Origin of the sequence: Mucilaginibacter boryungensis (assembly GCF_015221995.1) — a bacterium.
Taxonomy (GTDB): Bacteria; Bacteroidota; Bacteroidia; order Sphingobacteriales; family Sphingobacteriaceae; genus Mucilaginibacter; species Mucilaginibacter boryungensis.
In genome coordinates this window covers 1,152,123-1,171,981 of record NZ_JADFFM010000002.1, presented here as the reverse complement: position 1 = coordinate 1,171,981, position 19,859 = coordinate 1,152,123, and the positions used below count along the sequence as shown (strand labels likewise).

Annotated in this window: 18 protein-coding genes, 1 tRNA gene and 1 pseudogene; 14 read left to right on the top strand and 6 right to left on the bottom strand. The window is 40.8% G+C overall.

What is annotated here, in order from left to right; all coding sequences use genetic code 11:
- Positions 1-168: 168 nt before the first annotated feature.
- The 4 genes from IRJ18_RS18075 (at position 169) to IRJ18_RS18060 (ending at position 4,712) form a co-directional block, all read left to right on the top strand.
- Entirely contained in the window at positions 169-1,038 is an 870-nt protein-coding gene (locus tag IRJ18_RS18075) for a hypothetical protein (RefSeq protein WP_194107695.1), read from the top strand.
- A 195-nt stretch (positions 1,039-1,233) separates the two neighbouring features.
- Positions 1,234-2,685, top strand: coding sequence for a circularly permuted type 2 ATP-grasp protein (locus IRJ18_RS18070; RefSeq protein WP_194107694.1), 1,452 nt, complete (start codon positions 1,234-1,236; stop codon positions 2,683-2,685).
- Between the two features lie 87 nt (positions 2,686-2,772).
- Positions 2,773-3,711 (top strand): alpha-E domain-containing protein, encoded by a 939-nt coding sequence (locus IRJ18_RS18065; RefSeq protein ID WP_194107693.1) that lies wholly within the window; start codon positions 2,773-2,775, stop codon positions 3,709-3,711.
- 29 nt (positions 3,712-3,740) lie between these two features.
- Positions 3,741-4,712 carry a transglutaminase family protein gene (locus tag IRJ18_RS18060; protein ID WP_194107692.1) on the top strand — a complete coding sequence of 324 codons (972 nt, stop codon included), beginning with the start codon at positions 3,741-3,743 and terminating at the stop codon, positions 4,710-4,712.
- A gap of 658 nt (positions 4,713-5,370) precedes the next feature.
- Here the strand turns inward: IRJ18_RS18060 and IRJ18_RS18055 are convergent.
- Positions 5,371-5,862: pseudogene (locus tag IRJ18_RS18055) on the bottom strand (magnesium chelatase subunit ChlI family protein); the annotation flags it as partial.
- Here IRJ18_RS18055 and IRJ18_RS21245 point away from each other — a divergent pair.
- Positions 5,766-6,296, top strand: coding sequence for a helix-turn-helix domain-containing protein (locus IRJ18_RS21245; protein WP_317174102.1), 531 nt, complete (start codon positions 5,766-5,768; stop codon positions 6,294-6,296). The pseudogene IRJ18_RS18055 and the gene IRJ18_RS21245 overlap by 97 nt on opposite strands.
- Positions 6,297-6,375: 79 nt before the next feature.
- The gene (locus IRJ18_RS21310; RefSeq protein ID WP_194108276.1) at positions 6,376-6,543 is read left to right on the top strand and encodes a helix-turn-helix domain-containing protein; all 168 of its coding nucleotides are present in this window, start codon (positions 6,376-6,378) and stop codon (positions 6,541-6,543) included.
- Between the two features lie 186 nt (positions 6,544-6,729).
- On the opposite strand, the gene IRJ18_RS18040 is transcribed toward IRJ18_RS21310, so the two are convergent.
- The 3 genes from IRJ18_RS18040 to IRJ18_RS18030 all read right to left on the bottom strand — a co-directional run bounded on the left by IRJ18_RS18040 (position 6,730) and on the right by IRJ18_RS18030 (position 9,062).
- Positions 6,730-7,092 carry a hypothetical protein gene (locus tag IRJ18_RS18040; RefSeq protein WP_194107690.1) on the bottom strand — a complete coding sequence of 121 codons (363 nt, stop codon included), beginning with the start codon at positions 7,090-7,092 and terminating at the stop codon, positions 6,730-6,732.
- Between the two features lie 23 nt (positions 7,093-7,115).
- Positions 7,116-7,862, bottom strand: a complete 747-nt coding sequence (locus tag IRJ18_RS18035) for a hypothetical protein (RefSeq protein WP_194107689.1) — start codon at positions 7,860-7,862, stop codon at positions 7,116-7,118.
- 141 nt (positions 7,863-8,003) lie between these two features.
- Positions 8,004-9,062 carry a hypothetical protein gene (locus IRJ18_RS18030; protein WP_194107688.1) on the bottom strand — a complete coding sequence of 353 codons (1,059 nt, stop codon included), beginning with the start codon at positions 9,060-9,062 and terminating at the stop codon, positions 8,004-8,006.
- Positions 9,063-9,335: 273 nt separating this feature from the next.
- Between IRJ18_RS18030 and IRJ18_RS18025 the strand changes: the two genes are divergently transcribed.
- The 8 genes from IRJ18_RS18025 (at position 9,336) to IRJ18_RS17990 (ending at position 14,817) form a co-directional block, all read left to right on the top strand.
- On the top strand, positions 9,336-10,292 hold the full coding sequence (locus IRJ18_RS18025; RefSeq protein WP_194107687.1) for a fibronectin type III domain-containing protein: 957 nt from the start codon (positions 9,336-9,338) through the stop codon (positions 10,290-10,292).
- Positions 10,293-10,299: 7 nt separating this feature from the next.
- Positions 10,300-10,797, top strand: coding sequence for a hypothetical protein (locus tag IRJ18_RS18020; protein WP_194107686.1), 498 nt, complete (start codon positions 10,300-10,302; stop codon positions 10,795-10,797).
- Positions 10,794-11,405, top strand: coding sequence for a toxin-antitoxin system YwqK family antitoxin (locus IRJ18_RS18015; RefSeq protein WP_194107685.1), 612 nt, complete (start codon positions 10,794-10,796; stop codon positions 11,403-11,405). The genes IRJ18_RS18020 and IRJ18_RS18015 overlap by 4 nt, the downstream gene beginning before the upstream one ends.
- Before the next feature lie 5 nt (positions 11,406-11,410).
- The gene (locus IRJ18_RS18010; protein WP_194107684.1) at positions 11,411-12,664 is read left to right on the top strand and encodes a hypothetical protein; all 1,254 of its coding nucleotides are present in this window, start codon (positions 11,411-11,413) and stop codon (positions 12,662-12,664) included.
- Complete coding sequence (locus tag IRJ18_RS18005; RefSeq protein WP_194107683.1) at positions 12,652-13,008, top strand: hypothetical protein; 357 nt, start codon at positions 12,652-12,654, stop codon at positions 13,006-13,008. The genes IRJ18_RS18010 and IRJ18_RS18005 overlap by 13 nt, the downstream gene beginning before the upstream one ends.
- 22 nt (positions 13,009-13,030) lie before the next feature.
- A complete protein-coding gene (locus tag IRJ18_RS18000; protein WP_194107682.1) occupies positions 13,031-13,504 on the top strand; it encodes a hypothetical protein in 474 nt (157 codons plus the stop codon).
- Positions 13,491-14,636 carry a type II secretion system F family protein gene (locus IRJ18_RS17995; protein ID WP_194107681.1) on the top strand — a complete coding sequence of 382 codons (1,146 nt, stop codon included), beginning with the start codon at positions 13,491-13,493 and terminating at the stop codon, positions 14,634-14,636. The genes IRJ18_RS18000 and IRJ18_RS17995 overlap by 14 nt, the downstream gene beginning before the upstream one ends.
- A gap of 109 nt (positions 14,637-14,745) precedes the next feature.
- A tRNA-Phe gene (locus IRJ18_RS17990) sits at positions 14,746-14,817 on the top strand.
- 1,165 nt (positions 14,818-15,982) lie between these two features.
- Here the strand turns inward: IRJ18_RS17990 and IRJ18_RS17985 are convergent.
- Positions 15,983-16,282, bottom strand: a complete 300-nt coding sequence (locus IRJ18_RS17985) for a hypothetical protein (RefSeq protein ID WP_194107680.1) — start codon at positions 16,280-16,282, stop codon at positions 15,983-15,985.
- A 13-nt stretch (positions 16,283-16,295) separates the two neighbouring features.
- Positions 16,296-19,841, bottom strand: coding sequence for a DUF6443 domain-containing protein (locus tag IRJ18_RS17980; RefSeq protein WP_194107679.1), 3,546 nt, complete (start codon positions 19,839-19,841; stop codon positions 16,296-16,298).
- Between the last annotated feature and the right edge of the window lie 18 nt (positions 19,842-19,859).

Genomic DNA, 19,859 nt, shown 5'->3' with positions numbered 1-19,859 from the left:
ATGTGTTAACAGCATTTGTTATGATGCCGTATTTTACATTAAAACTTGCAGCTTGATATTTATTATTAAATTGCCCCACAACTATTTAAAACAACACGCAAGCAACAAGCCATTGTGCCGCATTATTTACATTTCATGCTTATAAAAAGAACAAACTTATCCTTGAAAATGAAACGATTCACATTAACCGCAACTTTAGTAATTGTTTATAGCTTTGTAGTATTAGCCCAAAACGCCCCCATAGCCAAAGTACAATCTGTTATATCAGCCGAAGAAAATTTTAATAAACTGGTTGCCCGCAAGGGCATTAAAGAAGGCTTTTTAGCGGTAGCCGACCCAGCTGGCATTGTATTTAAACCCGATGCTAAATTAATTACCGATTTTTATGGCAGTATTGATAAGCAACCGGGCACACTAACCTGGAAACCAAAATTTGCCCGCATATCAGCCAACGGCGACCTGGCTTTTACGGCAGGGCCGTACGTATACCAAAATGGTAAAACAGAAGATGATAAAGTGTATGGCGATTATGTTTCCATATGGCATAATGATGGTGAAAGTGGTTTAAAATTATTGATAGACCTGGGGATACAGCATCCCGAACCCGAAAGCGAAGTTTTAACCGATTTTAAAGAACCCGATACTGCAAAACATAAAGCGCCAAGCAAAGACCCATTTAATGGGAAAAAGGTGATCCTTGATAACGACAAAATGTTTAATTACGCGTTAAGCAAATCTACGCTGGGTACTTACAAAGAATTTTTAAGTCCTGAAGGCCGTTATTATTTCCCCGGGTTCGACCCAATAATAGGTGTTGATAAAACCCTGAAGTTTTTAGATAACGAGGCTATAACCATTAGTGCAGAAACTGTAAATGCCGGCCGGGCAACCAGTAACGATTTGGCCTATAGCTATGGTACTGCGCGTATAAAAAAGGGAAATATTGTTAGCGCTTATAACTATGTACGCATTTGGGAGGTTGACAAATCTTACAAATGGAATGTACTGTTAGAAATTTTTTCGGCAGTGGAAAAATAAATATTTTTTTAGCACTTAAGGCAATTACGCCTCATCAAAAGCAGGTCAGGAGATGATTTATTCTCTTGACCTGCTTTTTTTATTTTAATATCATCTGTTTTTTAATGAAATCCGAAAAATATTTAATTGATTTTTATAGATTTTGTTAAAAACACTTCATAAATTACAATAATTTATAAAACAAGGTTTAATTATATGCAGGAATCGGGCTATTTTAACAAGTACAACCCTATTGATGGGGTTTGGGACGAAATGTTTGGCGCTGATTCTAATATCCGGGAGCATTATAGCAAGGTAATTAATTACTTATCGCTTGAATCGCCGGACGAATTAAACAAAAAGGAAGAATTGGCCAAACGCCTTTTCATGAGCCAGGGCATTACTTTCACTGTATATAATAGTGGCGAAGGCATCGAAAAAATATTCCCGTTTGATATTATCCCCCGCATTATTACCGCGGCCGAATGGGCTTTTGTAGAAAAAGGGATCAAACAACGCTTAACTGCATTAAACCTGTTCCTGAAAGATGTTTATCATAATCAGTTCATCATAAAAGATGGCATCGTCCCTATAGATATCATTTACTCGTGCCCGCATTTTTTGCGCGAAATGTACCAGTTACAGGTACCCTACGATGTATATGTGCATATAGCAGGTATAGATCTGATCCGCGATTTTGACGGCACCTTTTACGTACTTGAGGATAACCTGCGTACCCCATCGGGCGTGAGTTATATGCTGGAGAACCGCGAGATCACTAAACGCTTATTCCCCGATCTGTTGCCGCAATGCAATGTGCGCAGCGTTACCGAATATCCGGCATTGCTATATAAAAACCTGCTGGCGCTTTCACCCCGGCCGGTTAGCAACCCTACTATCGTATTATTAAGTCCGGGTATATATAATTCGGCTTACTTTGAGCATACTACACTGGCCCGCCTGATGGGCGTGGAACTGGTAGAGGGCCGTGATTTAGTAGTGGACAATCACAAGGTATACATGAAAACAACTAACGGCCTGCAACAGGTAGACGTGATTTACCGCCGGGTAGATGACGAGTATCTTGACCCGTTGGTGTTTAACCCATCCAGCATGCTGGGTGTGGCTGGCCTTATGGGAGCTTATCGTAAAGGCAACGTAGCTATTGTTAATGCCATAGGCAATGGCGTAGCCGATGATAAGGCTGTATACGTTTATGTACCGGCTATGATCAAATATTACCTGAATGAAGAACCTATACTGAAGAACGTGCCTACCTACCAATTAGGTAACCCCGACGAAAAAGAATATGTGTTTGCCAACATTAACAAAATGGTGGTTAAAAAAACCAACGAGAGCGGTGGTTACGGGATGTTAATGGGGCATGCATCAAGTGAGGCAGAAATAGAGGAATATAAAAATCAAATATTAAAGGCCCCGCGCAATTTTATCGCACAGCCAACCATCAGTCTGTCGGCATCGCCATGTTATATCCAGGGAGAACTGGCCCCGCGCCGGATAGATTTACGGCCTTATGCTCTTTGCGGCCCGCATGGTATTGAAATAGTGCCCGGCGGATTAACCCGGGTGGCGCTAAAAGAAGGATCGTTAGTGGTAAATAGTTCGCAGGGCGGTGGCAGTAAGGATACATGGGTGCTGGGAGATTGAGAAGTCTATAATGGGAGTGAATTAAGACAAAAATTGTTAGAATAAATAATAACCATGGACTATGGGCCATGGACTATGAACTAAAAAATGTTAAGCAGAGTAGCCGCAAGTTTATATTGGAGTAGCCGTTATGTGGAGCGTAGCGACGGTTTGCTGCGTATGCTAAAAATCAATTACGCATCGTCTCAGGATTCGGTACAGGAATTTACCTGGGAGCCTGTTATACGGCTTTATGGCGGCGCTGACAATGATGAGATCATATCAAAACTTGGTAATGATAGCCGTATGGTGCTGAGGCATATGATCACATCAAAAGAGAATCAAAACTCTATTCTTAACATCATTACCCTTGCGCGTGAAAATGCCCGTGGCGTGCAGGAGCATATTACCAAAGATTTGTGGCAATGCCTGAACGAGTATTATCACACAGTAAAAGACAGCAAGCTTGAACGTATGCTACAGCGTGAAGACCCGATAAGCACACTGGATGTATTGATTAAACAAGTAATGCTTTATTATGGCACGGTTGAAATTACTATGGAACGTGGCGAAGGACGCAGCTTTATGAATATTGGTAAATACCTGGAAAGAGCAATACAATCGGTAGATATTTTGGATACCAAATTTGGCACATTGAACGACAACCCCGACTTACTGACCGATACCACTTATTGGAAACATTTATTGCTATCTATTGGTGGGTATGAATTGTACCTGAAAACCTATCGTTCGGGGTTTGAAGCCAAAAATGTTTTAGAACAGGTAGCCTTGAATAATGATTTCCCCCGCTCGGTCATTTATGCTGTAAACCATATTCAGCGGTATTTTGACAGGCTAAAAGGCGATCATGAACGCGAAGATTTTCGCAAAATGTCGTTCCAGATAGGGAGGTTACAAAGCCGGATAAAATATAGTTCGGTAAACAGCATAAGACAGGAAGGCCTGCATACTTATCTTACCCAGATAAGGCAGGAGCTGTATGGTATTGGTAACGCCCTGAACGAAAATTATTTTGCCAACTCATAAGCTAATTTTATAAATTTTAAAATTGCAGTATGCCCGAATTTAAAATACAGCACGTTACCAAATATACTTACGAAGGCCTGGTGCGCGACAGTGCCAACCAGATTATTCTATACCCTATACAGGATGCGTACCAGGAGGTGCTGAAGCAGGAACTAACCATAACCGGCGACCCGGTAGTAGATACCTTTATTGATTATTATGGCAACCAGGTAGGCAGCTTTACGCATCGCGACCCGCATAGCCAATTGATCATTAATTCGCAAATATGGGTAAATACCAAACATCGACCGCTGCCCGTAACCGATATTTTCCCCGAACAGCAGTGGCAGGATTATGATCGTCTGCGTTACATTGTACCTTATATCGATTTTCTGAAACAAGAGTATTTTGACGGGCAGGCCGAGCTACAGGCTATTGTAAATAAAGAACTAAAAAAAGAGGATACCCCTTACCAGGCCATCCTGCGGTTTTGCCAGTATGTATACGATAATTTTGAATATATAAAAGGTATAACTACAGTTGAAAGTACGCTGGATGAAGTATGGAAGTTAAAAGCCGGCGTCTGCCAGGATTTTGCCCATATATTAATGGTGATGCTGCGCCTGATCAATGTTCCGGCGCGCTATGTAAGTGGTTATATTTGTCCAAACCATAATGGCATGCGCGGCGAAGGGGCCACCCACGCCTGGGCCGAAGCCTACCTGCCCGACTATGGCTGGCTGGGCATTGACCCTACCAACAACGTGGTTGCCAACGAAACCCACGTACGCCTGGCCGTAGGCCGCAATTTTTCAGATTGTTCGCCGGTTAAAGGCACTTACAAAGGCCCTCACGGTCATAAACTTGAAGTAGCCGTATCGGTAGGTTACAATAAAGATAACCCTGCTTTAGCTAATGGCGAGATACTGGAAGTTTTTGATGAACCGGTAATTAAGCCCGCCCCTGATTTTTCTAAAAATAGTTATCAGCGGTATATGGAGATGATTCAGCAGCAACAGTAGTAGTTAGCGCGAGCTATAGTACACGCGGCACGCGTTCGCCAGCAGGGGAAATTGAATGACCGCATATCGATTTTACGGCCGTGATCATCATAGTCATCGCCCCCTGATTAGCACTTATTTCTTTGTTATGATTCTGGGTTTTCCGTTCTTAAACTCAATAGTTTCCCGCAAAACCAAATCACCATTTTTCTTAGGATAAAACGTTCTTTTAATTGAGTCGATCCATGCCGAGTTATTTTTATAGTAATAATAGCATTGGGTAAATTCAATTTTATTATTATACAGTAAATAATGCCCTTTTACAAAAGTTGAATCATTCCGTTTTGCAGTTAGATATGAACTGCATAACCTTTTTGTTGTATCTGACCTGTACACTTCGAAGAATTCAGCATTCCAGTTATCATCATGTAAATATTCGCTTTCTTTATAGATTGCGTATGAAAATTTCCCTATTGAGAATTTTTTACAAGTTCTTTCTTATGGAATCCCAAAGAACCGCAAAAAAGGAAAACGAAGATTATTGTTAAGACTTTCATATTCTTTAATTATTTAATCATGGAAATAGCCAAAGATGGGCATTGGTTAATTGAGCTTATGGAGTTGGACTAAAATAATCCCCGTTTGCTGGCGCACGCGTGCCACGTGTGCTCTTTAAAACTTACCCCGCCCAACCCTCTCTATCCAAACTCCTGAAATGAATAGCTTCGGCAAGGTGTTCTAATAGTATATCTTCGGTGCCGGCAAGGTCGGCAATGGTGCGGGCTACTTTCAGGATGCGGTCGTAGGCGCGTGCACTGAGGCCCAGCTTTTCCATGGCTTTCTTCAGCAGTACCTGCCCGGCGTTGTCGATCTTACAAATATCACGCACCATTTGGGGGCTCATTTGCGCGTTGGCATGCAGGTCGGGCTTGTTGCCAAACCGCACCGATTGTACATCGCGGGCTTTCATCACCCGTTCGCGGATCAGTTCACTTTTTTCAGCTAACCGGTCGGATGCCAGTTCGTTAAAGTTTACCGGCGTTACCTCTACGTGTAAGTCGATACGATCTAACAATGGTCCTGATATTTTACTCAAATACTTTTGCACCATTCCTGGCGGGCAAATGCATTCTTTCTCGGGATGATTATAATAGCCACAAGGGCATGGTTCTGTTGCCTTTTTACACATACCGCAAAATAGCACAAAAACCCCATACAACAGCGTACGCTCTTAATCCGCAAACATTGGGGGAACATATCAAGAAGAAGCGAATAGAAAATGACGAATTGCAAAAAGACGTTGCACTTGTCATTGGTGTATCAGAAGATACTATCACATATTGGGAAAATGATAGGACGCAACCGCAAGTGTGTTACTACCCAAACATCATTGCGTACTTGGGGAATTATCCTTTTGTGCATGATGTGGATACTATTGCAGGCAAGATTATTAAGATGCGCTATTGCAATGGGTGGACACGTGAATATCTTGCTGAAATGGTTGGAGTTAATACGTCAACAATTACCCGCTGGGAAACGACGACATGCACAATATCACCTAAAAAATTAAAAGTGCTAAAGGGTATCATAAACCGTTTTTTATAACACAAACCGCCCAAAATGGGCGGTTTTACTATCTTAACGCTATTTAATATAAAAAATGAAATTATTATAAAAAACTTGAATAAACCGTATTCGTGAGGAACGAGGCTTAACACAGCAGCATATTGCTGACTTGATAGGTATGCACCGATCTAACTACTCTAAGATTGAGAATGGCCAACGTGAGATTTCGGTTACGGCCATCGTTAAGATTGCTCAACACTTCAAGATTACTATAGATGACTATTAAACGTTGATGGCAGTAAAACTGATGATGCGCTTACTCAATCTTTTAAGTATAAGCTAAACCTTATTCAAGGCCTCTCCGAAGCTGACAAAGAAGTTGTTTACAGAGTAATTGATATTCATCCTTATTTAGCACACGCGGCACGCGTGCGCCAGCAGAGGTGTTGTTTGGCGCAACTATCTTGTTACATTACCTTTGCCACCATGCCCTGTTTAAATGTTTAGTCAGTTTTTTATAATCCAATATCAATCGTCGCCCATCTTTTTTGAATACTCTTACTTTCAAATCACCTTTTGTCTTAGAAAGAGAATCATTCAAATCGATATAATCTTCCCAATCAGCATACACCCCATATTTATACCCGTTGGATAAAATAACATATTTCGCATTATGATTCCTTTCATCGCGATAAACAGAGTCTACTTTTCCGTGAAATTCCAGAGGTGACGCATCTCTGAAGACCTCCTCTTCCAAAGTAGGTGCAAAATATTTTTTCCATACAATAAAAAAGACAATCACACTGATAATGACAGCAATTTTAATTAATCTCATTTTTTTCAATGTTTGATTTTACATTATTTACTTACCCATGTATCCGATACCTGAAAAATTGCGCCAACATTCATTTTTCCACCAGGGCTAAAACCCACCTGCTGAGTGGTATATCCCGTTGGCCCGGTACTTACACCACCCGAATAACCAACACCAACTACAGGAGTTGTAAGGCCAACTGAAAATGTGGAGGAATTTCCTGAAAAATTACTGTTATAAAATTGCCGATTTCCTGTTGGGGTTATGGTGCCCAAATCCAAACCAGCGCCACTACCAAGACCAACTGTCGCTCCGACTGAAAAATACATGCTGTTTTGTCCTGTTGCATCATGGACCATACCAGCACCAATACCAAATCCACCAAGCGCTGCAAATGAGGCAGAAAGACCTACGAAACTTCCGGTTGTTTGCTTACTCATAAATTCTGATCCATTAGAGTTGGTAATAGTTCCCGATTCTCCTGCCTTTAACATCCCTTCATGTTCCCAAGTCGCAAACCCTTCTGTTTGACTCGATTTACTTACTGAGCCATCTTTACCTAGAGAAACCCTCTCTGTGTGAACCCGGCCACTCCCTAGACTTGCTGTCCATTTTGAATAGATTGTAGCTGATTTTCCTATATATTTTGCACCTTCCCCCTCATATTTAATGGCTGTTTTCTGATCGACAACACGGTCATCATTAACGTATTTATTACCTCTTTTAACCCAATCATTCACTCCCATCCCATCAGGATCGGTAACCCGCAGTACCACTTTGATTAGCATCATAGAGAATTCCCAAACCGTAAGGGTTTCCGTGCTTTTGAAACAAAAGGGATCAAGGAAAAGACAGCAATGGCTGCCAGATAGTTTTTTTTCATGAGGTGATAAGAGTTTATGATAGATTGCGACTGAAGCAATCTGATACTTTTACGATTTCTTTTTCAATAAGGTTTCGACTTGCCTGCGCAAGTCATCAATTTGTTGCTGCTGTGCTTGGTTCTGCGTTTGTTGTAGTTTTACTTCTCTATCTTTCTCAATGAGGTATAGTGTCAACTCCTCAATCTTTTTAAGTAGCAGGGCATTGCTTTCACCAACGTTAAGCCCATTCTTTTCCACCTCAGCCGCTGAGGGCACATCAGGAAGATGTTGGTTGGCTTTTATGTATTTTGCTACCTCCGAGATTGGAAGAAGTTTATAAGTGGAATAGAATACGTAATCCGACCAGCCTGTTTCAACTTTAATTTCTTTAGCTCTTATATTACCATTTACAGCTAATTTGTAACCTTGCGGGTCGGCTGTTCCAATTCCCATATTGCCGGACGCATCAATCCTCATTCTTTCAATGCCATCTGAAGTGTTTGACGCCACTCCAAATATTAAAGCACTGCCAGTATTGGTATTAGGGCCAGTAACTATGCCCTTTATCCAATTTACCGCACCGCCATTATTGAAGTTCAATCTTACGGCACCATTTTGGTTGCCATAACCATTACTAATTGTTAGTTGGCCTCCCAATGTTGATAAATTATCTTCATTGATATAGGCGGCCCCACCTTCTACATGAAGTTTATAAATTGGATTGGTTGTACCTATGCCAACATAAGCATTACCTGTTGAACCAGCTTTGGCTGTAATTGACAATGCATCCGTCCAGGCGGTTGAATTTCCCCGCGTCGCTATACGTAAGGTAGTGAGCCCGTTACCCGAATCGACACCATATATTTTTGCTCCAAATCCACTCCCGTATGTCGAATTCAAAAGCTCTATATTGTTTTGACCGACGCCTAAGGTAATTCCGTTACTTGATTGCACAGTTCCGGCATAGCCTATTGTCAGTGGGCTAACAGGCGTATTGGTAGAAATTCCCACATTACCCGAATTATAATAGATATCCCCGGTGGTGGCACCATTAGGTAACCATTGTGCTTTTGAAACAAAAGGGATTAAAGAGATAACAGCAATAGCTGTCAGAAAGACTTTTTTCATGATGTGATAAGTGTTTAGAAGTTGCTACTAATTGCAATTTAGTATTTTTACGGTTTCTTTTTCAATAAGGTTTCGACCTGCTTGCGCAGTCGTCGATTTCCTTTCATTGTGATAATTTTAAGTATTAAGCTGCGTTTGGGACAGCGATGGAACTAAGCTAAACAAGTTTTTTTATTTTACAATGCTCCTAGCCTATAGTTTATATCAATGTGATTCAAAACTTTTTTATCAAAACCCCGTAAACGGTATGAAATAAAATCCTTATTTTGTTTTATGAAACCAAACCTTACTTTTTGCTTTATAATCGCTGCATTAGCTATTGGATGCTTATCCTCCTGTAAGGATATTATTGAACCCGATATCAGCAAAAAAATTGTTGAGTTACAGGCACCAGGTGATAAATATAAAAGCGCAGTTTATAGTACCGTATTTTGGTGGAATGATGTAGAAGATGCATTAAGCTACCACTTACAGGTTGTTACCCCTAAATTTGATTCTATTGGCGGCCTTGTATTAGATACGCTTGTTAAAACTACTCGTTTCACTATTAATTTAAGCCCCGGAAATTATCAATGGCGTGTACAAGCTTCGAATGGGAGCTATAAAACCGCTTACAGCGTGGCGCGCAGTTTCACTATTTTTCAATCATCTATCAAACAGCAAAAGGTTCAATTATTAAGTCCAGGCAATAACACCACCACTAACCAATCATCAGCTAATTTTAGCTGGGGAGACCTGTATGGCGCGACAAAGTTTCATTTAGAAATTGATACGAACAACTTTGTAAACGAAAACGCTTTGGTTTATAACCAGTCTATCCCCGGCCAGCAGATCAGCTTTACTTTCCCTAAAGATCAAATTTATCAATGGCGCGTCCGGGCAGAGAATGATACAGCGCAGGCGCAATGGTCAGTTATACAAAATATTGTTTATGATCATACACCGCCAAATAAAGTTACTTTAATATCTCCTGCCAATGACCAACCCACTTCATTACCGGTTAATTTGCAATGGAATACAGCAGCTACAGCTTCTAAATACAAACTTTATGTGTATAAAGCCGATGGTGTAACCCTGTATAATTCTGCATTTCCTGTAAGTATTAATACGCCCGGTTATAGCTTTAACTTAGGCACCTTCAATGAAAAAATTTACTGGCGGGTCACCGCAATTGATGCTGCGGGTAACGAGAGTGTGATGAGTGACAGCAGGGATTTTATTGTGCAATAGCATTTAAATGAAGAGTAAAAAAATGACATATGTGTTGGGACTGCTGGTGTTGGTAGTTTGGGGAATGATCATTTATCGCATATTTACTTCTATCGCTGATCATGATGATTCAAAAACCGCTTCCACGGCACAATCAACCATTAAAGAACCATACAATGATTATTCGGCAACAAAAGATACCGGTAAATTAATGCTTAACTATAGGAACCCTTTTTCGGCTGTGGCAAAAGATACTGTTGTTTTACCAAAGCTAAAATCCCTTATAAACCCTAAAAACTTGCCTCAAACTGTTGTAAACTGGGGATTTATAAAATATTCGGGATTTATACGTAACCCTAAATCAAATAAACTAATAGCATTAATGGTTGTAAATGGGAAAAATATCATGCTGGCAGAAGGAGAGACGGCCGAGGATGTGAAGTTGTTAAAAAACTTTAAGGACTCGGTGAAAATTAGCTATAAAAACAAAACCCGGTTTATTACCATGAATAACGCATCATTATGAGAATATTATTATCGACCATATTACTATTGCTAATTCCGCGTATTTTACTTGCACAAAAACTACCTGAGATTGGAACCAACGTAAGGATAATTGAAAGCGATAAAACTATTGTAGCTGAGATCAAGGCCGTAAATTCAACACCGAGCATGAATCCGGAGAAAATATATTACTGGTATGGTTCTAATAATATCCATCACACACAAGGTGGTTATAGTGGCCACTTATTAAACGGTGCATACAATGAATATTACTTAAATAAAAATTTAAAAGAACAGGGCACTTATACTAAAGGACTAAAAAGCGGTGTCTGGAAATCATGGTCGGAAAACGGGGCATTGAAACAATTATTTACGTACAATAAAGGGGTAAAATCAGGGCCATTTTACTTGTATGATGATTTGGGAAAAGTTACCCAAGCGGGCAACTATGATGAAAACGAACTAGAGGGTAAGGTTAAATTTTACAGTAAAGATTCTGTAGCTGTGGTGAAGTACAAACACGGTAAACCAATGCCAAACCAGCACATCAAGTCGTTTTGGGATAAACTTAACTTCTTGAAAAAACACCCTAAAACCACCGAAAAGCCTAAGCTTAAGACAAATCATTAAGCCATATGTTAAAGGCATCCGCATTGTATATGGTCATTGTCATCGCGTTGGTGATAAGTGTACTTTGCTCGTCAATTATCGCGGGCGGGTATTATTACCGCACCTATTATCAGCAAAGCTTCCGGTACGACCAGTTAAGGAACAATTGCATTTCCGGTATAAACTTATTGTTAACCGCTGACACAGAATATCCGGAAGAAAAAAAAATCAGCTTGTATGGCGGGGGCGATGATAGTATCTTATTGCAAAAAAGGGACTGGGGTATTTTTGACGTTGGGACAGTGCAAGCTTACATACAAACTGACACAATAAAAAAAGCATTTTCACTTGCAAATGGTATCGATTCGGCTAGGTGGTCTGCCTTATATGTTATTGACGAAGACCGCTCTTTATCAGTCAGCGGAAACACTCACCTGCGCGGAAATGTATTTATCCCTAAAGCTGGTATCCGGGAAGCCTATGTAAATAACCAGGCATATACCGGCAATAAAAGAATCATTACCGGTGGTGTCAGAAACAGTGATAAGCAATTGCCCGACCTATTAGCACAACGCCTGCAAGGTATTAAGGAACAGCAAAAAAACGGCTTAGCCATACATAATGAGATGTCAAAAGTTGATTCACTCAGTGTCTCGTTTTTCAACCTTACAAAATCCTTTAACTTTAAAAAAACGCCTGTTTCATTAAGTAATATCACATTGTCTGGCAATATCATTCTATTTTCAGACACCAGTTTAATTGTGGATAGCACCTCCAAGCTTGATAATATTCTAATTTTCGCCCGCAGCATTACAGTTAAAAGCGGCTTTAAGGGTAATTGTCAGTTGTTTGCCACCGATTCGATATCTATCGGTCAGCGTTGCACGTTCACATATCCTTCATGCGCGGGCATCATAGGAATGGATGATAAAAGCAGCGTTGTAAAAAAAATCAGCGTACAGGATCATTCAATCTTTAACGGCTCAGTCTTTATTTACCAGAAAGATGAGCCAAAGTTTCCACCCATAATCAATTTAGGGAAGAATGTGAAATTATCCGGCCAGGTTTATGTAAAAGGCCTATTTAATCTTAAAGACGGTGTCGGCATATATGGTAGTGTATTCACCAACCGTTTCATCTATCAAACGGCTTATACCCGTTACGAAAATTACCTCATCAACCTGGATGTGGATGTGCTTAAAATTTCGCCTTATTATTTATCCAGTGACCTTTTTCCAGCTATTTCAAAAAAAAGAAAGGTGTTACAATGGCTCCGCTAAATAAAAAAGTGCAGGCATCAAGCGTGCTTGAGGTTATCATTTCAATGCTCGTCATCATTATAATTTTTGGTATCGCAATGATGATCTTTAGTAACGTTACCAACAGTTCTTTATCTATAAAAAAATCAAAAGCCGAAGCCTTAATAAAGCAACAAATGTTACTGCTCGCACGTTCCCAGCACCTTGCCGATGAAACATTACGGGCAGATGAATTCAAACTGGATGTTAAGGTAAGTGCTTATAGCGAAAATAAAAAACTGAACGAGGTCAGCATAACGGCTTTCGATGGTAACCAACAGCAGGTAGCAGTGTATAAACAGATAATGATAAATAAGGATGAATAAGCGGGTTAAAGCATTTACAATTATGGAAATAACGGTCGCTATGCTGATTACTGCATTGGTTATTGCTATTACCTATACCTGTTATACTATTGTTTATAAAAGCTATATCAGCTATCGGGTGCGCCAAAGCAAGCTAACCGAAGTAAACCAGCTTACGCAAACTTTAACAAGAGATATGGAGCGAGGTGAAATAGTAATACAACAGCAAAATGGCATACTTATTAAAGGAAAAACTGAAGCAATAACCTATCAAATCCAGCCTGAATATGTGTTGAGGTTAAAAGGTGCCACTGATACGTTCAAAGTAAATGCTACTGACTTTACCGGCTTTTTTGAAGGGCAGCCATTGGCCCGTCAAAACGAATCGGAGGAACAAAACCGGTTGGACGAAATAAGTTTCACCATCATCTTCGGCGACGATAAAATTCCGTATCATTACTTTAAGTCCTATAGTTCGCAAAACCTGATTAACAGAAACCCGAATGCCATCAATTGATATCAGCAGGTACCAGCAAAAGAAAACCCAGCGAAAGAAAACACCCGCTGGCGATGACTTATTCGCCTTTTTAAACAAAGACATGAGTTTTGGCAAAAAGGAACTTAACGACAAAAAGAAAGAACAACTGTACTTGGAACTAAGTTCACTATTGCACGCTGGCATTAATTTAAAAAGCAGCCTGGAACTCATCACTGCCGATCAATCAAAAGAACAGGATAAGCAGCTGTTCCTGACTATCCAAAAAAATGTCATTGCAGGCACAAGCTTCTCAGAAGCGCTGCATCAAACCGGCAAATTTTCACTGTACGAAACTTTCAGCATACAAATTGGCGAAGAAACCGGCAAGCTCATCGAAGTACTGCAGGACCTGGCCAAATTTTATCAAAATAAGATAAAACAACGACGCAAAATCGTTTCTGCGTTAACTTACCCTTGTATCGTACTTTCAACCTCATTGGGCGCAGTGTTTTTTATGCTGAAGTTTATTGTGCCCATGTTTGGCGATATTTTTAAACGCTTTGGTGGTCATTTACCCTGGATAACAGAAAAGATCATTAGCATATCTAATGCCCTACAAAGTAACTTTCTGCCCTTTCTTGTTTTAGTTATAGCTATTGCGGTCTTCGTATTTTTTGCCCGGACGAAAGATGCTTTCAGGCGCATATCTACCAAGCTATTATTAAAAATACCCATTATCGGTGGACTGGTGCAAAAAATATATTTAGCCCGTTTTTGTAACTCCATGCGCTTATTAATTAACGCAAAGTTGCCCTTGTTAAAGGCCATCGGGCTCATCAGGCAAATGATCCGGTTCTACCCACTGGAAACATCCCTAAAACATGTGGAAGAGGATATTATGAAAGGCAAAGCTTTGTACCAAAGCTTGCAGCAATTTGATATCTACCCGGCTAAAATGATACAACTGGTAAAAGTAGGTGAAGAAACCAACCAGATGGACTATTTCTTTGCTAAAATATCCGAACAATATATTGAAGAAGTGGAATACAAAACCACAACACTTAGCAGCGCAATGGAGCCGCTAATCATCATCTTCTTGGGTCTGATCGTGGGGGTAATTCTCATCTCCATGTACCTGCCGCTATTCCAAATGAGTAATAGTTTTAAATAATTATTGTCCTCTTGGGAAACAATAAACAAATAAAGCCCAATTGATGAAGTGTGTCTAGTAATTACTTTCTAAATAATTTATTTCTAATATACGCGGCATAGATATGCGCGTATCGTACCCCCGTCGGTAGAGCAAAGGACTGAAAATCTTTGTGTCACTGGTTCGATCCCAGTTGGTACCACAGCAAGCTTCTTAGAGAAATCTAAGGAGCTTTTTTTATGCGTTTAAAAGTGCTTTATAAGAGCATAACTGCTGATTTATAAACAGTTAATTATTAATAACAGATAGAAGTACGATTTCCTCTATCTTAGGCAAGATACCATATTTATAGGTAATATTCAATGCTTTTGGCGCAGTTTTGGCGCACTTTTAAGTTGAATTTGAGTATAACATTTGTATCTGATTTAAGTGAATTATGATGCCCTACACGTTTATAGCAATCAAGTGCAAGATGGCAAACGAATAAATGGCTATGTGAGGCGTTGACTTGTGGGTTTATGCGGGAAGCTCTTGCACGCTTCAGCAGCTATACAACGTAACTTTGCCTAATAATTCATCATTCACCTTTCTATTCCAGTTTCCAGTTTTTCATAGAAGTTTCTCTTTATAAGGGATATTACAAAGTTTTCAAACTTATTGGAAATGCATTAATCTGTGCTAATTCTATGGTTTAGCGATTAAATGTGCTAATTGGTAGGCTTTGCTACACTTACTTCGAAAAACGGGTTATTACCCCCTTTTTATCAACTGTCGAAAATATGTTAATGCAATGGGATACCCTTCAGCCTGACTTTTTAAAAGGTTAGACTTCCGTGTGCTATGCTTATGGACAGTTAATAAGCAAGGGTATATACCCTTCGTTAATAAGTGTCCATGGATGGGGGAGTGACTTCTTCCCTAATTTTTTACAAGGTAACGTTTCTGTCTAACCTCCTGAAAATTCTGCAATATTGCATCTATAAGGGAATTACAAACTTTTGAGATTTATTGGAAGTGATTTTGATAGTTACTTGCGAGGTACTTCGATGGCTAATACGAGGCAACATCCTGCTTTACCTTTTAAAGGTGAAACTGCTATATCCTTACCAACGCGAACCAACTAACAAAAGTAAAGCCCAACTGGTTAGGTTGGGCTTGGCATTAGTTTAAGGCACAAGTACACTCAAGTTCTTTGTCAACGCTGCATACTGGCGCAGGTTGGGGACAAAAGAACATGCACGGATTATTGCTAATCACGACACGGAAGGATTATCAATCCCTTATTAATAAATGTGCGCTACCAAACTACTTGGAATGAGGTGTTGTTATTTAAATGATATAGTCGAACTTATCATTTAACCTCCTCTTTAAAAAAAAACCAAAGTGTCATCTAAAGCGTTTCCTTGATCATCTTCAAAGTACATATACCTTCCTATTATTACAGATTTATTCCATAAAGTTAGGTTTATTTCCCAAGAACATCTTTCGTTGATCTCTTGAGAAAAAACAATCTTTATAGAAGAGTTCTTTATTTCAATCTGTTCAAGAGGTATTAAAATGTCTTCTTTTAAATAACCATTATCGTTATTCTGTAGGCATTTACGATACATTTCTCGAGCTTTATTATAAAGATTGTTTAATTCGTTTTTATTTATTTCCAAAATCATAACTTGAATTCTATTAGTGTCTCATTATTTTGTCGAAAAGTATATGTCCATTTTCCATTGGATTTCCATAAATTCGAATATCACCACCCTTTCCAAGTATTTTAATCTTAAACTTATATCCAGTCTCCGCTGCTTCGGTAGCAGTTAACCTAACTATTCCCTGTTGTGCAGTTGGTGCAACCACACCTTTTCCCACTGCTGCGATGATCTTTTTTTGAATAGCTTCATCCAGAGAATTAAACACCTTTTTTTTCACCCAACCTGAAACCTTACTTGCCTCGCCACCCGCAAAATCGAATCCAAACCCAAGACTGCCAAGAATGACTTTAGAATTATCATGATTTGCCATGCCTGTACTCATATTCATTGAGGGTCCGACAAGTGGCACGTAATCAGCATAATCCTGTAGATTTTGTTGTGCTTTTTGGAGCGAGGCAAAAGTGGCTTCCCTCATTGCTCCTCCCTCGCGCGCATCACGAATATCCTCTTCTGTTTGTGGTTGGCTTTCTACGTTAATGCCAAACATCGAAAGTATTTTTCTCCAAACACTTTTAGGATCATCATCATTTTTCTCTTTTTGATTCTCCTCCTGTTCCTTGTTTTGCTGCTGGAACTGTTTCTCTAAATTTCTGTCAACGCCTCCAAATCTAGAAGCTGCGATATATTGCTCATCTGTTAAACCATCAGCTCCAACAGCTTCTCTAGGAGCCTCTGTCATTCCATCAGGATCCATAAACCTCATCGGGTTGTTTTTAACATATGCATAAGGGTTCCATGACCTGTTAATCTCTGCCAACGGATCAACGCTATTCCACCTCCCAATTACAGGATCATAAAACCGCGCGCCATAATCGTATTGGCCGAGTTCTTCTTGCAATTCCTTCTTATTATAAAGGTATTCATTTTTAGGTGAAGCCGGCACGTTGTTAGCATGTTCCATGCCAAAAGGGAAGTAATCGTTGTTTTGTACCTGGTGGGCATAGCCTAAACTCGTATCAAATGTTACCCGGCTGTTCCCCAGATGATCGGTTAAGCTATATTCGTAATTAATGGTGCCATTCAGGTTAAGTACCCGGCCTTCTTCAGTTTGAGCGAATATATTGGCATTATCATAAACAATACCGTTATCGTAATCGGTGGTGCCCACGCCGGCAGTTGAGCTTATCCGTTTAAGCTTGTTACCGGTAGCATCGTAGGTATAAGTGATAGTGCTAGCGTTTCCTGCCGTATTTATGGTTTCGGGTAAGTTCAGATAATTATAAGTGATATCCCGGCCGGTGCGCCCGTCATGTTTGGCATTGCCGTTGTCATCATACACGTAATCGCTTCCGGTCAGGCCACTTACATTCTGTAATTGGTTACTACCGTTATTGTTAAAGTAATTGTAAGTATAATTATTAGTCATGTTATTGCCGATACGGGTTAACTGCAGGATATTCCCCAGGTAATCATAAGCAATGCCGCTCGGGTCGGTACCTGTTTCGCTATAACCGGTACTGGTAGATATCCCTTTCTTCAGTCGGTTCAGCGCGTCATAAGTGTAAGTATAGTGTTTCCCTAAAGCATCCTGTGTGCCCCAGTACTGGTTTCCGATATTGCCGTTATATTGTGGCGCGGCACCATCGTCGGCATCATCATACTTTAGTTGCATGGCAAATAGAGGTGCACTGCTGCTGCTTAACCAGCCACGCGGATTATAGGTATAGGCGACTTTTTGCAGGTAGGTGGTATCGGTGCCGCTGATGGTGCCATGCAGTTGCTTGCTGAGCAACTGACCAATTTCGTTGTAATTGAATCTGCTGATCACTACTTTTGAACCGGCACCTGTTTTTTGAAGGCTTCGTAGCTTGCGGCCCATGTGATCGTAGGTATATTCGTTAACGATCACCATATTGGTGAGCGTACTGCTGTTATGCGTACGCGTCGCTTTAACTAACTGCCCGGTAAAGTTATAATCGTTTATTACCCTATCGGTACCGCTGATGTTGTTTTGTGCAATGGTTTCGCGCGGGCGGCCCTCACTATCGTAATAATACTCGGTAAGCAGCATCGCTCCACCGACCAGGTTACGCACTTTAGTGCCGGTAAGCAACCCTTTTGTTTGGCTGGTCACCAGCGTTGCTGTCGAAGCATAAGTACTACCGCCGGGGAAAGTATAATCATCATAATAATTAATGGTATACAGCATATTCCAACTGTTTGGCCAGCTGGCGGTAGTTGTATAGCCGTCGCCTGTGGTTATCGGCGTTTCCCAGTTAATGGTTTGCGGTGCAATGGCGGCAGTGATCACGTCATGTGTGCGGCTGTCGGTCAGCTCGCCCGTCATAATGACCCGGCCTTGCGTATCATACTTAGTAAAGGTGTATTTATGGTCAAGCCGTTGCACAGCATCCTGCGTGGCTACCATTTGGTCAATATTGTTATACACCATATGTTCCCAACCCTTGCCGGGTAGTTTCTTTTCAGCTAACCTGTTGCGGCTGTCATAATGATAGGCATAAATATAATTACTAAATACGGCATCGCTTGGACTTTCAGTAAAGCTGGTCGGATAAGCGACAGCTGCTGGTATTGGTGGTATCACATAGGCCAGGTTGCCGTAATCGTCATACACATAATAGGTGCTGAGATAAGTACTGGCATCCAGTTGTGCCATTTTACAAACTACATGGCCTTGCAGATCTTTAAACTCTATAGTGCTGTTGCCATTTTCGTCGGTAGTTGCCGTTTTATAAAGCTGGCTAGTTAAATAGTTGCCGCTATTGGCCCCGCTGATCGCCGCACCTCCACCGGCAATAAGTACCCATAATTTCACTTCGCTGCCAGTGTTTGTAGCGTAAGTTATTTTTACTGTATGGCCCGTCGTGCTGTTAGGTACCGGCTGCCAAGTATCGCCTGGTGCTCCCTGCTCAACCGGACGGTTCAATGGCGAAGGTTCGAAATTGGTTAATGCATAAGGCGAAGGAATACGGGCGATACCATTGCCTAGTTGAGTACCGCTACTGCCTGTTGGGTTAAAGAAACTCAACTGATCAGCAATAGCTGTAGCCTGGTAACTGCCATTATTGGCGGCCGCTGAGGGTAATACGTAAGGCAGGTATTTGGTAGTTTCGCGCCCGTACAGGTCATAGGCCATGGGTTGCACTACGTCGTTACCGGCAGGGCTGCCTTTCACCTGGATGTTTTGTATCGGGCGGCCAAGTCCGTCAAAATATTGTATCTGGGTCATCACGTCACAGTCCTGCAAACTTAGGCTGGCAGGGTTGCTGATGCCTTCTTTCCTGGGCACATAGGTAACCACATAATTTTGACTGTTGCTGGGAGCGGTAGCCAGTGGCTGGCATTCGGGCACTTGTATAAACAAATGCACGCTCTGCCCCGGCCCGGCAATGAAAGAACTGGTGGGAGTTATCTTGATACTCGTTTTGTCATGGTATTCTCCAGGAGCGATATTGCCCGTTAAGGTGATCTGTGCGGAAGCGCTTAATCCGGTAATGCAGCTAATGGCCAGGCACAACATCGCCTTTAGCTTTACCGGGTTATTTAATTTCTTTTTCATGGTGATTGCGGTTTAGGT

Bases quoted from the DNA above. Each gene is read 5' to 3' on its own strand.
- IRJ18_RS18075 (WP_194107695.1), top strand. From the start codon at position 169: ATGAAACGATTCACATTAACCGCAACTTTAGTAATTGTTTATAGCTTT.
- IRJ18_RS18070 (WP_194107694.1), top strand. From the start codon at position 1,234: ATGCAGGAATCGGGCTATTTTAACAAGTACAACCCTATTGATGGGGTT.
- IRJ18_RS18065 (WP_194107693.1), top strand. From the start codon at position 2,773: ATGTTAAGCAGAGTAGCCGCAAGTTTATATTGGAGTAGCCGTTATGTG.
- IRJ18_RS18060 (WP_194107692.1), top strand. From the start codon at position 3,741: ATGCCCGAATTTAAAATACAGCACGTTACCAAATATACTTACGAAGGC.
- IRJ18_RS21245 (WP_317174102.1), top strand. From the start codon at position 5,766: ATGGTCCTGATATTTTACTCAAATACTTTTGCACCATTCCTGGCGGGC.
- IRJ18_RS18040 (WP_194107690.1), bottom strand. From the start codon at position 7,092: ATGAGATTAATTAAAATTGCTGTCATTATCAGTGTGATTGTCTTTTTT.
- IRJ18_RS18035 (WP_194107689.1), bottom strand. From the start codon at position 7,862: ATGATGCTAATCAAAGTGGTACTGCGGGTTACCGATCCTGATGGGATG.
- IRJ18_RS18030 (WP_194107688.1), bottom strand. From the start codon at position 9,062: ATGAAAAAAGTCTTTCTGACAGCTATTGCTGTTATCTCTTTAATCCCT.
- IRJ18_RS18025 (WP_194107687.1), top strand. From the start codon at position 9,336: ATGAAACCAAACCTTACTTTTTGCTTTATAATCGCTGCATTAGCTATT.
- IRJ18_RS18020 (WP_194107686.1), top strand. From the start codon at position 10,300: ATGAAGAGTAAAAAAATGACATATGTGTTGGGACTGCTGGTGTTGGTA.
- IRJ18_RS18015 (WP_194107685.1), top strand. From the start codon at position 10,794: ATGAGAATATTATTATCGACCATATTACTATTGCTAATTCCGCGTATT.
- IRJ18_RS18010 (WP_194107684.1), top strand. From the start codon at position 11,411: ATGTTAAAGGCATCCGCATTGTATATGGTCATTGTCATCGCGTTGGTG.
- IRJ18_RS18005 (WP_194107683.1), top strand. From the start codon at position 12,652: ATGGCTCCGCTAAATAAAAAAGTGCAGGCATCAAGCGTGCTTGAGGTT.
- IRJ18_RS18000 (WP_194107682.1), top strand. From the start codon at position 13,031: ATGGAAATAACGGTCGCTATGCTGATTACTGCATTGGTTATTGCTATT.
- IRJ18_RS17995 (WP_194107681.1), top strand. From the start codon at position 13,491: ATGCCATCAATTGATATCAGCAGGTACCAGCAAAAGAAAACCCAGCGA.
- IRJ18_RS17985 (WP_194107680.1), bottom strand. From the start codon at position 16,282: ATGATTTTGGAAATAAATAAAAACGAATTAAACAATCTTTATAATAAA.
- IRJ18_RS17980 (WP_194107679.1), bottom strand. From the start codon at position 19,841: ATGAAAAAGAAATTAAATAACCCGGTAAAGCTAAAGGCGATGTTGTGC.